This is a genomic window from Streptomyces rishiriensis, assembly GCF_003112535.1.
Lineage (GTDB): Bacteria > Actinomycetota > Actinomycetes > Streptomycetales > Streptomycetaceae > Streptomyces > Streptomyces rishiriensis.
The window spans coordinates 21,483-36,388 of sequence record NZ_BEWA01000023.1 but is presented as its reverse complement, the minus strand read 5'-3'; the positions used below and the strand labels follow the sequence as shown (position 1 = coordinate 36,388).

Here is a 14,906-nt window from a genome sequence, read left to right as displayed (position 1 = left end):
GGGCTCAGGCATGGGGTGTTCCTCTGTCGTTCCGGTCGTGCAGCACGGCGGCCACCTGGGCGCCGTAGGTGTCGAGGCCCTCGGCTCCGCTGCCGGGCAGACCCGTGAGCCCGGGCAGCAGGTCGCCGAAGGCGTTGGCCTCGCCGACCGCGGCGCTGCGCCAGCCGACCGCCGGCAGCAGGTCGACGCCGACGCACAGGGTGCGCGGGAAGCAGGCCGCGGCCCGCTCGCACACTCCCAGCACATGGGCCCAGTCCGCGCCCGCCGCCTCCACCGCCTGGCGCGCGGCCCGCAAGTCCCCCCGCCGGCCGCCCAGATGGAGGTTGGTGAGCGGCGAGCGGCTGGTGCGGACCACCGCATGGGTGGCACGGCCCGCCACCACCACGACCCTGAGGTCGGCGGCCCGGCCGTCCTGGGACGCCTTCGGCAGCCAGCGTTCGAGGTGCAGTCCGTCCGGGGCGAGTGCGTCGACGACGGCCGCGATGTCCTGTTCGCGTTCGTAACGGCGCACCCTGAGGGAGTTGTACAGGCGGCCGTCCGCGGCGCGTTCCACGGAGGTCGTGGCCCTGATGCGGCCCGCGCCGCCCGATTCGACGGCCAGGACGCCCGACGCGGAGGACCCGTGCGCGGGCTTCACGAACAGCCGGGGCATGCGGTGCTCGCGCATCGCCGCACGCACGTCGTCCCAGCCGCGCACCGCGATCCCCCGCGGGCCGGAGGTGGGCGAGGCGGGGACGGGGACGCCCGCGGCCTCGAGGACGCCGTGACAGAGCCGCTTGTCGAACAGCACGGCCAGGTCGTCGGGGTCGTCGAGGCGGACGCCGCCGCGCAGACCGCGCACCGCCGCCGTGAAGCGGGCGTACCAGCGAGCCGAGCCCTCGACCCTGGTGGGGTCCTGGGCGCCGCGCAGTATCCGGTCGACCTCGGGGTTCTCGCCCGGTGAGTCGATCCGGACGATCTCGTCGCCGTCGAAGTCGGCTCCCCGGGCGCGGAGCACGTCGGTCCACGGCACTACGCGGGGAGCGGGCAGGCCGGCCGCGCGCACCGCGTCCGCGAAGAGCGCCGCCCGGCGGTTCTCGGGGTTGCCGACCACCGCGAAACGCGCCCCCGCGTCACTCGCCGACGGCGACATACCGCCACACGGTGCCGTCGTCCTCGGCGTCCTCCTCGGCGTCGCCGCGGTCGAGGGCGACCTCGACTCCGGCCGGCTCCAGGGTCTGCCGGACGCGCTCCAGCAGGGGCTCACTCAGGTAGTGGTGGTGCAGGTCGAGCTTCTTGAGATGGGTGAGCGGCTGCCCGCCGAGCAGCGCGGCCGCGCCCTCGTCGGTCAGGACGCCCATGGAGAGGTCGAGCACCTCCAGCCGCGCCACCACCGGCGCGGACGCCACGGCCGCGGCCACGGCGTCCTGCATCTCGCTGTTGCGCACGGCCAGATGGCGCAGGTTCGGCAGCCGGGCGCCGGACAGGATCGGCGCCAGGTCCGCGGCCTCGCTGTCGCCGCCGTATTCGGGCGTGCCGAGCCACAGGTCGAGGTGCTCCAGCGCGGGCAGGTCGCTGCCGCCGACCCCGCGCACGACCTCCGCGGGCAGCCCGCCGGTCTCGATCACGAGCCGGCGCAGCGCGCCGTGGCTCAGGGCGGGGAACCGCAGCCCGGACCCGCCGCGCACGCCCAGCTCCTCCAGCCGGGGGAAGGCGGCCAGGAGGGGGGTGACGTCGCTCTGGTTGATCCAGGAGATCTCGCACTCCTCCCCCACCATGTCGCCGAGGAACAGCGCCCGCAGCGCGGGGAGGCGGTCCCGGGCGGCCGTGAGGGCCTCGATGACGGAGGTCGGGGCCGTGTCGTAGGCCTCCTCCCAGGCGCCGACTGTCAGTGCCCGCACACGGGTGGTGTCGACGGTGGCGCAGAAGCGGGCGAACGCGTCCGTCCAGTTCTCGTTCGCGTCGTAGACGTCGGCGCTGACGCGCCAGGCCACCGCGTCCGGTTCGACCGGCCGGGGCCGGTGCTCGGGGCCGGGGAACGTGTAGGCGGGCAGCCCGTGCAGCGCGTCGAGGTGGTGGCCGATGGTCATACGGCTGCTCCCAGGAGGAAAAGTGTGCGGTCCGTGATGTGTCCGCAGTTCTACCAACAGGCACTGACACCGCCCGTCGGCGGGGGCTCGGTTCGAGGGCGTTGTCAGTGCCGGGCCGTACGGTCGTGGTCATGGGGCCGGTGCGCGGTGCACCCGGCGGGAGGGGAGAGCCATGTACCGGCAGGGAGACGTGCTGATCGTGCCCGTCGCCGAGGAGGCGGTGCCGTCGCACGTCGCCGCGGCGCCGAGGGAGCGCCGGGACGCGCGGGGCCGGCTGGTGCTGGCCCTGGGCGAGGTCACCGGGCATGCGCACGCGGTCGTCGGACCGGGTGATCTGGTGCGGGAGCCGGGCCCGTTCGGTCCGCTGCTGCTGCATCTGCCCCGGGGCGGCCGGGTCGTCCACGAGGAGCACGCGGCGATCGCGCTGCCCGAGGGGTGGTACCGGGTGATCCGGCAGCGGGAGTACGTGCCGGGGGCGGTGCGGATCGTGGCGGACTGACCCGATGGCGGGCCAGGGGACGGACAGCGAGGGACGGATGACGATGGACATGGGGAAGACCGCCGTCTTCGACGAGGAGAGCGTCCAGGCGTGGCGCGCGTCGGCGGCGGCCGTCGGCGCGGCCGATCGCGCCGCCGCCGAGGCGGGCGTCCGCCGGGCCTACCGGCAGGCGGGGCTCGACGAGCCGGAGGAGGTAGTGTGGGCCGGTTCGCCACGCGAGGCGGTCACGCTGATCCGGGCGTCGCAGGACCTGGGCGCCAGCGTGCGCGACACGGTCCGGAGCCTGCCGTGGGCGCGTGAGCGGGCGCGGCTGCACGCGGAGTTGGGCGCGGCGGGCTGGGCGGCGCACTGGGCGGCGACCGGCGGCCGGCTGTGGGACTCGACGCAGGCGCTCGTCGACCGGATCAGGGCCGGGCTGCTGGAGGAGCCGGCCGGCGGGGACACGGGGAGCGCGGCCGCACAGGTCCGGCTGCTGCTGCTCGACGCCGTGCTCGGGCAGCACGACGCGCCGTGGCTCGCCGCCTTCCCGGCCGACGGGAGCCCGCTCGAAGGGCTGGCCGCGGTGGCCCGCAGCGCCGGCTGGTGGTGGCCGTTCACGCGCGTGGCCGTGGTGTGCGAACGGCCCGTCGCCCTGCACCGCGACGAGGCGGGCCGGCTCGACCACGGGGACGGGCCGGCCCTGGCCTATCCCGACGGGTTCGCCCTGTACGCCTGGCGCGGGATGCCGGTGCCGGCCGGGTTCCTCGCCGAACTGCCCCGGCTCACCCCGGAACGGATCCGGGGCGAGGAGAACGCGGAGCTGCGCCGGGTCATGCTCGAGTACTACGGCTACGACCGCTACCTGGCGGACTCCGACGCCCGTCCCGTCCACCGGGACGCGACGGGCACGCTGTGGCGCGTCGATCTGGCCGACGACGAGGCCGTCGTCATGGTGGAGGTCCTCAACTCGACGCCGGAGCCGGACGGGACGCGGCGCACCTACTGGCTGCGGGTGCCGCCGTCGACCCGTACGGCGCGGGCGGGGGTCGCCTGGACGTTCGGGCTGTCGGCGGAGGCGTACGCACCCGTGGTGCAGACATGACGCCTCGGGGCGTGCGGGACCGGCTCAGACGGCTGCGCGGGCCAGCACGTCGGTGACTTCGCGGCGGAGGGCGTCCTGTGCCGGGGCGGGCAGGGCGGCCGACCCCGCTGCCGCCAGGCTCCGCAGGACCTGCTCGGCGCCGGCCCCGTACGGCGTGCTCTCGCTGAACACCTCGTAGCCGTCGCGCACCGCCACGCGCACCGTGGCGGGGGCGTCGCCGTCCGCGTGCACCGCCACGGCGACCACGAGCGGCGGGGGCCCGCCCGCCTCGCTGTCCAGCTTGCGGTAGCCGCTGGCCAGGGGCGTGCGCCAGCGCAGGGCGAGCAGCACATGACGTTTCGCCAGCAGCTCGGCCAGGTCGCTCTCGTACACCCCGTCGGCCGTCAGGACGGTGGCGCGGGCGTCGAGCACGAGGGCTGCCGGGAGCAGACAGCGCAGGGTGCTGCCGACGATGTTGCCGCCGACCGTGGCCGCCCGGCGCACCGCGCCCGTGCCCACGCCGGAGGCCGCCCGGTGCAGCACCTCGGGCACGGTCGCGTCGACGCGATGCAGCGGCACGGCCCCGCCCAGTTCCTCGGGGCCGACCGTGTTGGCCTCGGGCAGGTTCCGCAGCGACACGGCCTGCTCGGGGAAGCCGTCCCGCTGCCAGCCGGCCCACACCAGCGTGGCGCCGCCTACCGGCACCGCTCCGTCGGCCAGACATCGCTGCGCTTCGGATACCGAGGAGGGAAGACGCAACTGCACGACAACCGACCTGCCTTCCCTGGGAGTTCGGGGAGGACGGCGTCCGTGTCCGTCCCGCGTGATCAATGGCAGAACGGATTCTGCCCAGCCGCGCGGGGGCGCATGCAGGGCTCATGGCCGCACCGGGCGCCACGGGGTGCGGCGCCCCTCTCCCGACCCCGGCTGTCACCTCACCGCAACCGGCTCCCGCTCCTCCCGGTCGTCCGGCCCGGTCGCATCGCGCGGTCGTCAGCCGTTCGGCGCCAGCCAGGGCAGCGGATCGGTGTAGTAGCCGTCGTAGATCACCTCGAAGTGCAGATGCGGGCCGGTGGACAGGCCGGTGGAGCCGACCCGCCCGATCGCAGCGCCGGTCCGCACCTCCTGTCCGGCCGTGACCTGCAGCAGGGAGAGGTGGCTGTAGGTCGTCTCCAGGCGTTTGCCGTCGATGAGGCCGTGGTCGACGACGACGCGGTTGCCGTACGCCTTGGTCATGGCCGCGAACACCACCCGGCCGTCGCGGGCGGCGGAAACCTGGGCGCCCTGGGGCGCGCCGAAGTCCGTTCCGGTGTGGAGTTTGGTGACGCCGGTGAGCGGGTGCTTGCGGGAGCCGTAGGGCGAGGTGACGGTGAGGGTGGTGGTGGGCGCCGCGAGGATCGCGTTCGCCGGGGCGGCGCCGCCGCCCGGGTCCTCCCGGTCGAAGTCCGCGTAGGTCGCGAACCGCGACTTCACCTCGCCGAGGTACGTCCCGGCCGCGGCCGGGACCTTGCCCGCGTCCGCGACGGCGTCCGTGCCGACCGCGTAGGCGGCGAGGGTGAGGTCCACGAGGTCGCCGTTGACGGCGCCGTCGGTCCTGAGCTCGGTGATCTTCCGGGCGAGGGAGCAGTCCTGGCGGCCGAGGGCCATGATCGCGTCGGCGGGATCGTGCGGCGAGGAGTGTCCGTTGCCGTCGTCGTCCTTGCCCCAGGTGCGCCAGCCGGCGGCGGTGAAGGCGGCGATGCCCTGTTCGCCGGAGGCGGTGGTCTCGTCGGCGAAGCCGGTGAGCTGGTCGATCTGGGCGGCGAGAAGGGAGGGGGTGACGACCGAGCATGCCTCGGCGGACCTGCGCAGCCAGGGGCCGTAGGTCGCGTTGACGCCGCCCGCTGCGTCGCCCTGGGGGTCTGCCCCTGCGTCCTCGTCGCCGGGCAGTCCCCCGGTCAGCGCGAGGAAGCCGGCCACGGCGGAGAGGGCGAGCAGCGCGGGCAGGACCACGACGGTGAAGAGGCCCGGACCGCGTCGGCGGGGTTGCGGCGCGACCGGTCGCGGAGAGCTCACGGCCTGCTGGGGCGGCGCCTCGACGGCTTGGTCGTCGCTCATGCGGTGTGGTCCTGCCGACCGGTCACCGGCCGCTGCGGGAGAGTGCGGTTGTTCACGAGCGGACGGTAGCCGCAGGCCCGCCGTACGTCACCGGACGGAAGGGCAGACCTGCTGCCCCTGCGGGCAACAGCCGTTGCGGGGCAGCAGGTTCGGGGGGCGGAGACATGCGCGCGCCTCGCCGCCGGCGAGTGATCGCCGGCGGCGCTCGGCTCAGTCCACGACGACGAGCAGGTCGCCGCCCTCCACCTGCTGGATGCGGTTGATGGCGAGCCTGCCGACCCGGCCGGCCTTCGGTGCGGTGATCGTGGCCTCCATCTTCATCGCCTCGATGGTGGCGATCGTCGCGCCGGCCTCCACCTCGTCGCCCTCGGCGACCGCCAGCGTGACCACGCCGGCGAACGGCGCGGCGACATGCCCGGCGTCGCCCCGGTCGGCCTTCTCCGTGACCGGCAGGTCGGAGGCCGCCGCCTTGTCCCGCACCTGGATGGGCCGCAGCTGGCCGTTGAGGGACGACATCACGGTGCGCATACCCCGTTCGTCCGCCTCGCCGATGGCCTGCAGCTCGATCAGGAGCCGCACGCCCGGCTCCAGGTCGACGGCGTACTCCGTGCCCGGGCGCAGACCGTAGAAGAAGTCCTTGCTGTCGAGCACGCTGGTGTCGCCGTAGGCCTGGCGGTGGTCCTCGAAGTCACGCGTCGGGCCGGGGAAGAGCAGCCGGTTCAGGGTGGTGCGGCGGGTCTTCTCCAGGCCCTCGCGGTCCTCGGTGCTCAGCTCCTGGACGGGCTTGGCGTCCGCGCGGCCCCGCAGCGCCTTGCTGCGGAACGGCTCGGGCCAGCCGCCGGGCGGGGTGCCGAGCTCGCCGCGCAGGAAGCCGATGACGGAGTCGGGGATGTCGAAGCGGTCCGGCTCCGCCTCGAAGTCCTCGGGTGACACGCCCGCGCCGACCAGGTGCAGAGCGAGGTCGCCGACCACCTTGGAGGACGGGGTGACCTTGACCAGATGGCCGAGGATGCGGTCGGCGGCCGCGTACATCGCCTCGATGTCCTCGAAGCGGTCGCCGAGGCCGAGCGCGACGGCCTGGGTGCGCAGGTTGGAGAGCTGCCCACCGGGGATCTCGTGGTGGTAGACGCGCCCGGTCGGCGAGGCCAGGCCCGCCTCGAAGGGGGCGTAGATCCGGCGGACGCCCTCCCAGTACGGTTCCAGGTCGCCGACGGCCTGGAGGTCGAGGCCGGTGGGCCGTTCGGAGTGGTCGGTCGCGGCGACGATCGCCGACAGCGAGGGCTGCGAGGTCGTGCCCGCCATGGAGGCCACGGCGCCGTCGACGGCGTCCGCGCCCGCCTGGATCGCGGCGAGGTAGGTGGCGAGCTGGCCGCCCGCGGTGTCGTGGGTGTGCAGGTGCACCGGCAGGTCGAACTCACGGCGCAGCGCGGAGACGAGCTTCGCGGCGGCCGGGGCGCGCAGCAGGCCCGCCATGTCCTTGACGGCCAGGACGTGTGCGCCGGCCTCGACGATCTGCTCGGCGAGCCGCAGGTAGTAGTCGAGGGTGTAGAGGCGCTCGTTCGGGTCGGACAGGTCGGAGGTGTAGCACAGGGCGACCTCGGCGACCGCCGTGCCCGTCTCCCGTACGGCGTCGATGGCGGGCCGCATCTGACCGACGTCGTTGAGCGCGTCGAAGATGCGGAAGACGTCGATGCCGGTGGCCGCGGCCTCCTGCACGAACGCGTCGGTCACCTCGGTCGGGTACGGGGTGTAGCCGACGGTGTTGCGGCCGCGCAGCAGCATCTGCAGGCAGATGTTGGGGACGGCCTCGCGCAGGGCGGCCAGCCGCTCCCACGGGTCCTCGGCGAGGAAGCGCAGGGCGACGTCGTAGGTGGCGCCGCCCCAGCACTCCAGGGACAGCAGCTGGGGCAGGGTGCGGGCGACCAGCGGGGCCGAGGCGAGCAGGTCCTTGGTGCGCACGCGGGTGGCGAGCAGGGACTGGTGGGCGTCGCGGAAGGTGGTGTCGGTGACGCCGATGGTGGGCGACTCGCGCAGCCAGCGGGCGAAGCCCTCGGGGCCGAGGTGGACCAGGCGCTGGCGGGAGCCCGCGGGCGGCTCGCCCGCGGGCGTCGCGGGCAGCTTGGACGTCGGGTCGATCAGCTGGGGACGCTCGCCGTGCGGCTTGTTCACCGTGACGTCGGCGAGGTAGGTGAGCAGCTTGGTGCCGCGGTCGGCCGACGAGCGTGCGGTCAGCAGATGGGGCCGCTGCTCGATGAACGACGTGGTGACGCGTCCGGCCTGGAAGTCGGCGTCGTCGAGGACGGCCTGCAGGAACGGGATGTTGGTGGCCACGCCGCGGATGCGGAACTCGGCGACGGCGCGCCGGGCCCGTCCGATCGCGGTCGGGAAGTCGCGGCCCCGGCAGGTGAGTTTGACCAGCATCGAGTCGAAGTGGGCGCTGATCTCCGTGCCCGCGTGGGTGGTGCCGCCGTCGAGGCGGATGCCGGAGCCGCCCGGGGAACGGTAGGCGCTGATACGGCCGGTGTCGGGGCGGAACCCGTTGGCGGGGTCCTCCGTGGTGATACGGCACTGCAGCGCCGCGCCGTGCAGGGTGACCGTCTCCTGCGACAGGCCGAGGTCGGCGAGCGTCTCGCCGGCGGCGATGCGCAGCTGGGCCTGGACCAGGTCGACGTCGGTGACCTCCTCGGTCACCGTGTGCTCGACCTGGATGCGGGGGTTCATCTCGATGAAGACGTGGTTGCCGGCGGGGTCGAGGAGGAACTCGACGGTGCCGGCGTTGCGGTAGCCGATCTGACGGGCGAAGCGCACCGCGTCGGCGCAGATCCGCTCGCGCAGCTGCGGGTCGAGGTCGGGCGCGGGGGCCATCTCGATGACCTTCTGGTGGCGGCGCTGCAGCGAGCAGTCCCGCTCGAAGAGGTGGATGACGTCGCCCTCGCCGTCGGCGAGGATCTGCACCTCGATGTGACGGGGGTCGACGACGGCCTTCTCCAGGAAGACGGTGGGGTCGCCGAACGCGGACGCGGCCTCACGGGAGGCCGCCTCGATGGACTCGCGCAGCACGGCCGGGTCCTCGACCCGGCGCATGCCGCGTCCGCCGCCGCCCGCGACCGCCTTGACGAACACGGGGAAGCCGATCTCCTCGGCGGCCCGCACCAGTTCGTCGACGTCGTTGGAGGGCGCGGACGAGCCGAGGACGGGCACGCCGGCCTCGCGGGCCGCGGCCACGGCCCTGGCCTTGTTGCCCGTCAGTTCGAGGGTGCGGGCGTCGGGGCCGACGAAGGTGATGCCCGCCTCCTCGCAGGCGCGGGCGAGTTCGGGGTTCTCGGAGAGGAACCCGTAGCCGGGGTAGACGGCGTCCGCGCCGGCCCGTCGGGCGGCGCCGACGATCTCCTCGACGGAGAGATAGGCGCGGACGGGGTGCCCCTGCTCTCCGATCTCGTACGCCTCGTCGGCTTTGAGCCGGTGCAGCGAATTGCGGTCCTCGTGCGGGAAGACGGCGACCGTGCGCGCGCCCAGCTCGTAGCCGGCGCGAAACGCACGGATCGCGATCTCACCACGGTTGGCGACCAGCACCTTGCGGAACATCGTGGACCCCTTCAGCCTGCCGGTGACGGGACCCATCGTGGCGGTGGGTGACCGTGTTGGCCATGTGAGTCGGGCCACTCACCGCATGTCTCGCTCGATCGGACCGCCTCCGGTCGCGGCCGACGACCGCTCAGGTCGCTTTGATCCTCGGTCCGTCTGCCCGCCGGCGCTTGACGGTGACCGGGTCGGGCATCCCGCGCACGCCGTCGGACAGCTTCGCGGCGGGCGTCCGCCCGGCCGGACGGCGGCCGTGCCGTTCCCCCCTCCCGAGGCCGTCCGCCGCCCGTCCGTCGCCCCTTATTCGTTCGACCTGCCGGACATCGTTCGAGAACTCTTGACGCGGCCATGCACACCGTTTGACACTCCTGCAACATCACGTCACACGCTTGAAACGGCGGTCCCCCATGGCGCACAGACATCGACTCCGCGGCCGCACGCGACAGGGGGCCGGCCGACTGGCCGCACTGACCGCCATGTCCCTGCTCGTGGGCCTGGCCGGGACGGCGATTCCCGCGCGGGCCACGGAGGCCGCCGACGTCACCGACGGCCTGGCCCTCTGGTACAAGCTCGACGGCGCCTCCGGCACGACGGTCCCCGACGCGTCCGGCCACGGCCTGGACGGCACGGTCAACGGCGCCGCCGACTGGTCCTCGTCCGGCCAGGGTCTCTCCTTCAACGGCTCGGACACCTACGTCAAGGTGCCGAACGACGTGATGAAGGGCATGACGTCGATCAGCGTCGCGATGGACGTGAAGATGGACGCCGCCCAGGCAACCCCGTACTTCCTCTACGGCTTCGGCAACACCAGCGCGGGCAACGGCAACGGATACCTGTTCACCACGGGCAACTCCCTGCGCACCTCCATCGCGACCGGCAACTGGTCGACCGAGCAGAACACCAAGCCCGCCGACTCCCACAACCTGACCCGCGCCGTGTGGAAGCACCTCGCGTACACCCAGTCCGGCACCACGGGCGTGCTGTACGAGGACGGCGTGGAGGTGGCCCGCAACACGTCGGTGACCATCACCCCCGGCGCGATCGGCTCGGGCACGACCACGGCCAACGCCATCGGCAAGTCCGTCTACTCGGGCGACCGGCTCTTCAAGGGAAGCATGCGCGACTTCCGCGTGTACGACCGCGCACTGGACGCCGGCGAGGTCGAGCAGCTCTCCCTGCCCGTGGCCACGCAGGGCGTCGCCGACGACAAGGCCGCCCTGGACCTCGGCGACACGAGCGCCGTCACCGCCGACCTGACCCTGCCGGCGACCGGTCCGGCCGGCGGCTCCCTCATCACCTGGTCCAGCGACGACACCGACGTGGTGTCCGACGCGGGCAAGGTGACCCGGCCCGCCGCGGGCGAACCCGAGGGCCACGCCACGCTCACCGCGACCCTCAGGAAGGGCTCCGTCTCCGCCACCCGGTCCTTCGACGTCACGGTCCTGCCGGCCCTCGACGACAAGGCCGCCACCGCCCAGGCCGCCGAGGCCCTCACCGTCCACAACCTGGACGACGCCCGCGGCAACCTCACCCTTCCCGCGACGGGTGCGTACGGCACCACCGTGACCTGGTCCTCCGCGAAGGAGGACGTCGTCTCCTCCGACGGCGTGGTCCACCGTCCCGCGCACGGCGCCGGCGCCACCACGGCCGACCTGACCGCGACCGTGGCCAAGGGCGACGCGACGACGACCCGCACGTTCACCGCGAAGGTCCCCGAACTCCCCGTGAAGGAAGCCCTCAAGGGCTACATGTTCAGCTACTTCACCGGCGAGGGCACCGCGGACGGCGAGCAGCTCTACGCGGCCCTCAGCAAGGGCGACGACCCCCTGAAGTGGCGGGAGCTCAACGACGGCAAGCCCGTCCTGACCTCCACGCTCGGCGAGAAGGGCCTGCGCGACCCGTTCATCATCCGCTCCCCCGAGGGCGACAAGTTCTACCAGATCGCCACCGACCTCAGGATCTACGGCAACGGCGACTGGGACCGCTCGCAGCGCAGCGGCAGCAAGTCCATCATGGTGTGGGAGTCCACCGACCTCGTCCACTGGACGGACCAGCGTCTGGTGAAGGTCTCCCCGGACAGCGCCGGCAACACCTGGGCCCCGGAGGCGTACTACGACTCCCGGCTCGGTCAGTACGTGGTGTTCTGGGCGTCGAAGCTGTACGACAACCCCGCGCACTCGGGTGACACCTACAACCGGATGATGTACGCCACCACCCGCGACTTCTACACCTTCAGCGAGCCCAAGGTCTGGATCGACCGCGGCTACTCGGTCATCGACTCCACGGTGATCCAGCACGACGGCACGTACTTCCGCCTGTCGAAGGACGAGCGCAACAACACCTCCTCCACCCCCAACAGCAAGTTCATCTTCGAGGAGAAGAGCGACTCGCTGCTGAACCGCTCCTGGGACCCGGTCGCCGAGGGCATCGGCAAGGGCGCGATGAACGCGGCCGAGGGGCCGCTCGTCTTCAAGTCCAACACCGAGGAGAAGTGGTACGCCTTCCTCGACGAGTTCGGCGGCCGGGGCTACATCCCGTTCGAGACGAAGGACCTCGCCTCCGGCGTCTGGACCCCGTCCACCGGCTACGACCTGCCGTCGAAGCCGCGCCACGGAACCGTCCTGCCGGTGACGCAGGCCGAGTACGACCGGCTGCTGCGCGCCTACCAGCCGGACCAGATCGTCACCGGCGTCGAGGACGTGCCGGTGAAGACACGGATCGGCGAGGCGCCGGTGCTGCCGGCCACCGTGATCGCCGAGTACGCCGACGGCGCCAAGCGGCCCGTCACCGTCACCTGGGAGAACGTGGCGGCGTCGCAGTACGCGCAGGCCGGCTCCTTCACGGTGAAGGGCGATCTGCCGGGCGACGCGGCGATCGAGGTCCACGCCACGGTCACGGTCTCCGCCGAGGGCCCGGACGTCCCCGCCGACCTGCTCCTGCACTACGGCTTCGACGAGAGCGGCGGCAACATCGTCCGTGACTCCAGCGGCCACGGCTACCACGGTACCTACGTCCGTACGCCCGCCTTCGGGACCGGCGTCCACGGCGGTTCGTTCAAGATGTCCGGCGGCTCCAGCACCTCCGACTCGCCGTACGTGAAGATCCCCAACGGGGTGCTCAAGGACGTGGACAGCGTCACCGTCTCCACCTACGTCAAGTGGAAGGGAGGCGACAACTTCCAGTGGCTGTTCGGGCTGGGCCCCGACAGCGACAGGTACCTGTTCGCCACTCCCTCCAACGGCGGCGGCAAGCTGTTCTCCGCGATCACGAAGGCCACCTGGTCCGGCGAGAAGCAGATGATCGGCGGCTCGCAGCTCACCCCGGGCGAGTGGAAGCACCTCACCGTCACCCTGGACGGGGCGACCCAGACGGCGGTCCTCTACCTGGACGGCGCCGAAGTCGCCCGCGTGAACGGCGTCACCGTCAAGCCGTCCGAACTGTACGACTCGGCCAAGGACGCCTCGGGCTACATCGGCAAGTCGCTGTACTCCCCGGACCCGTACTTCGCCGGCGAGGTCGACGACTTCCGGATCTACAACCGGGCCCTGACGCCCGCCGAGGTCCTGGAGCTCGCCGGCAACACCACCGGCATCGCCGCGGCGACCCACCCGGCGCTGAAGGTGGACGCGCTGATCGACGACAAGAACAGCACGGTCGTCCTGCCGCTGACCGAGGGCAGCGACGTCACCGCCCTGGCGCCGCAGTTCACCCTGGCCCACGGCGCCGGCATCAGCCCGGCCTCGGGCACCCTGCGCGACTTCAGCAAGCCGGTGACGTACGAGGTGACCGGCTCCGACGGCAAGAAGCGCACCTGGACCGTGTCGGCGCTGATCATGAAGAGCCCGGTCCTGCCGGGGCTCAACGCCGACCCGAACATCGTCCGCTTCGGCGACACCTTCTACATCTACCCGACCACCGACGGCTTCGACGGCTGGAGCGGCACGCAGTTCAAGGCGTACTCCTCGACCGACCTGGTGCACTGGACCGACCACGGCGTCATCCTCGACCTGGGGCCGGACGTGAGCTGGGCGGACAGCAGGGCCTGGGCGCCGACGATCGCCGAGAAGAACGGCAAGTACTACTTCTACTTCTGCGCCGACGCCAACATCGGCGTCGCCGTCTCCGACTCCCCCACCGGCCCGTTCAAGGACGCCCTCGGCAAGCCCCTGCTGAAGGCGGGCCAGTTCCCCGGCCAGATGATCGACCCGGCGGCCTTCACCGACGACGACGGCCAGTCCTACCTGTACTTCGGCAACGGCCACGGGTACGTCGTCCCGCTGAACGCCGACATGACCTCGGTCGACACCGCGAAGGTCAAGGACATCACCCCGAGCGGCTTCAACGAGGGCGCGTTCGTCGTCAAGCGCAAGGGCGTCTACTACTTCATGTGGTCGGAGAACGACACCCGCGACGAGAACTACCGCGTCGCCTACGCCACCGGCCCCTCCCCCACCGGTCCGTGGACCAAGCGGGGCGTGATCCTGGAGAAGGACCTCTCCCTCGGCATCAAGGGCACCGGCCACCACTCGGTGGTCCAGGTGCCGGGCACGGACGACTGGTACATCGCCTACCACCGCTTCGCGATCCCCGGCGGTGACGGCACCCACCGTGAGACCGCCGTCGACAGGCTGGAGTTCGACGCCGACGGTCTGATCAAGAAGGTCGTGCCCACCCTCACCGGCGTCGACCCGGTCACCATCGTGCACGCCGGGCCGGACGCCCGGGGCGTGGAGGGCTCCGCGATCGCTCTGGACGGCACGCTCTCGGGGGCGGGCAGCGCGAAGTGGACCGTGCAGAAGGACGCGCCCTGCACGGTCGCGGCCCCGACCGCCGCCCGCACGTCGGTCACCTGCACCGACAACGGCACGTTCACCCTCACCCTGACCGGGGGCCGCAGCACCGACACGGCCGTCGTCACGGTGGCCAACGCGGCGCCCTCGATCACCTCCGCCGCCGGTCCGTCCTCGCCGGTGCCGGCAGGCCGGCGGGCGGTCGTCACCGCCCGGATCGCCGACCCGGGCGCCGGTGACACCCACACCTGCACCGTCGACTGGAAGGACGGCGGCAGGCCGGTCGCCGGCACGGTCACCGCGACCGGCTGCCGCGCCGAGCACGTCTACGCCGCGGCGGGCGTCTTCCATCCGGTGATCACCGTCAAGGACGACGACGGCGGCACGGGCACCACGACGCTGCCCGAGGTGATCGTGTACGACCGGGCGGCCGGGCCGGTGGTGGGCGCGGGCCTCTCCGCGTCCCGGGGCAAGCCGTTCTTCTCCGTCTCGGCCGGGTATCTGCCGGGGGCGACCGCCCCGGCCGGCGCGGTCGCCTTCACCCTGAAGCCGGCGGCCCTGAAGTTCCGGTCCGGACACCTCGACTGGCTCGTGGTGTCCGGCAACCGGGCCGTCCTCCAGGGCTCCGGCACCGTCAACGGCAAGAGCGGCTACAGCTTCCGCGTCACCGCCACGGACGGCCCGGACACCTTCCACATCAAGATCTGGAAGACGTCCGACGGGAAGGTCGTCCACGACACCGGCGTCATCACCAGGATCACCGGCGTGATCACGATCGGGCTGCGCCACCGCTAGCGGACCAGCCCGGC

8 protein-coding genes are annotated in these 14,906 nt (G+C 72.7%); 3 read left to right on the top strand and 5 right to left on the bottom strand.

Annotated elements, in window-relative coordinates; all coding sequences use genetic code 11:
* Positions 1-4 precede the first annotated feature (4 nt).
* The gene (locus Sri02f_RS33710; protein ID WP_109005124.1) at positions 5-1,132 is read right to left on the bottom strand and encodes an STM4014 family protein; all 1,128 of its coding nucleotides are present in this window, start codon (positions 1,130-1,132) and stop codon (positions 5-7) included.
* Positions 1,113-2,069, bottom strand: coding sequence for an STM4015 family protein (locus tag Sri02f_RS33705; RefSeq protein ID WP_109005123.1), 957 nt, complete (start codon positions 2,067-2,069; stop codon positions 1,113-1,115). Before Sri02f_RS33705 ends, Sri02f_RS33710 begins: the two co-directional genes overlap by 20 nt.
* A 172-nt stretch (positions 2,070-2,241) precedes the next feature.
* On the opposite strand from Sri02f_RS33705, the gene Sri02f_RS33700 reads away from it, so the two are divergent.
* Positions 2,242-2,568: a DUF8820 family protein gene (locus tag Sri02f_RS33700; protein WP_109005122.1), complete on the top strand. Its 327-nt coding sequence runs from the start codon at positions 2,242-2,244 to the stop codon at positions 2,566-2,568.
* Between the two features lie 49 nt (positions 2,569-2,617).
* On the top strand, positions 2,618-3,649 hold the full coding sequence (locus tag Sri02f_RS33695) for a DUF6745 domain-containing protein (protein ID WP_307721060.1): 1,032 nt from the start codon (positions 2,618-2,620) through the stop codon (positions 3,647-3,649).
* Between the two features lie 24 nt (positions 3,650-3,673).
* Here the strand turns inward: Sri02f_RS33695 and Sri02f_RS33690 are convergent, their stop codons facing one another.
* From Sri02f_RS33690 to Sri02f_RS33680, 3 genes are all read right to left on the bottom strand, one after another.
* On the bottom strand, positions 3,674-4,393 hold the full coding sequence (locus Sri02f_RS33690; RefSeq protein WP_109005121.1) for an FAD binding domain-containing protein: 720 nt from the start codon (positions 4,391-4,393) through the stop codon (positions 3,674-3,676).
* Between the two features lie 228 nt (positions 4,394-4,621).
* Positions 4,622-5,725, bottom strand: coding sequence for a M23 family metallopeptidase (locus Sri02f_RS33685; RefSeq protein ID WP_109005120.1), 1,104 nt, complete (start codon positions 5,723-5,725; stop codon positions 4,622-4,624).
* A gap of 210 nt (positions 5,726-5,935) precedes the next feature.
* A complete protein-coding gene (locus tag Sri02f_RS33680; protein WP_218029915.1) occupies positions 5,936-9,310 on the bottom strand; it encodes a pyruvate carboxylase in 3,375 nt (1,124 codons plus the stop codon).
* A 404-nt stretch (positions 9,311-9,714) separates the two neighbouring features.
* Here Sri02f_RS33680 and Sri02f_RS33675 point away from each other — a divergent pair, with 404 nt between their 5' ends.
* Positions 9,715-14,892, top strand: coding sequence for a family 43 glycosylhydrolase (locus Sri02f_RS33675; protein ID WP_109005118.1), 5,178 nt, complete (start codon positions 9,715-9,717; stop codon positions 14,890-14,892).
* Positions 14,893-14,906: the final 14 nt, after the last annotated feature.

Coding starts and splice junctions, on each gene's coding strand:
- Sri02f_RS33705 (WP_109005123.1), bottom strand. CDS start 2,069: ATGACCATCGGCCACCACCTCGACGCGCTGCACGGGCTGCCCGCCTAC.
- Sri02f_RS33710 (WP_109005124.1), bottom strand. CDS start 1,132: ATGTCGCCGTCGGCGAGTGACGCGGGGGCGCGTTTCGCGGTGGTCGGC.
- Sri02f_RS33685 (WP_109005120.1), bottom strand. CDS start 5,725: ATGAGCGACGACCAAGCCGTCGAGGCGCCGCCCCAGCAGGCCGTGAGC.
- Sri02f_RS33695 (WP_307721060.1), top strand. CDS start 2,618: ATGGGGAAGACCGCCGTCTTCGACGAGGAGAGCGTCCAGGCGTGGCGC.
- Sri02f_RS33680 (WP_218029915.1), bottom strand. CDS start 9,310: ATGTTCCGCAAGGTGCTGGTCGCCAACCGTGGTGAGATCGCGATCCGT.
- Sri02f_RS33675 (WP_109005118.1), top strand. CDS start 9,715: ATGGCGCACAGACATCGACTCCGCGGCCGCACGCGACAGGGGGCCGGC.
- Sri02f_RS33700 (WP_109005122.1), top strand. CDS start 2,242: ATGTACCGGCAGGGAGACGTGCTGATCGTGCCCGTCGCCGAGGAGGCG.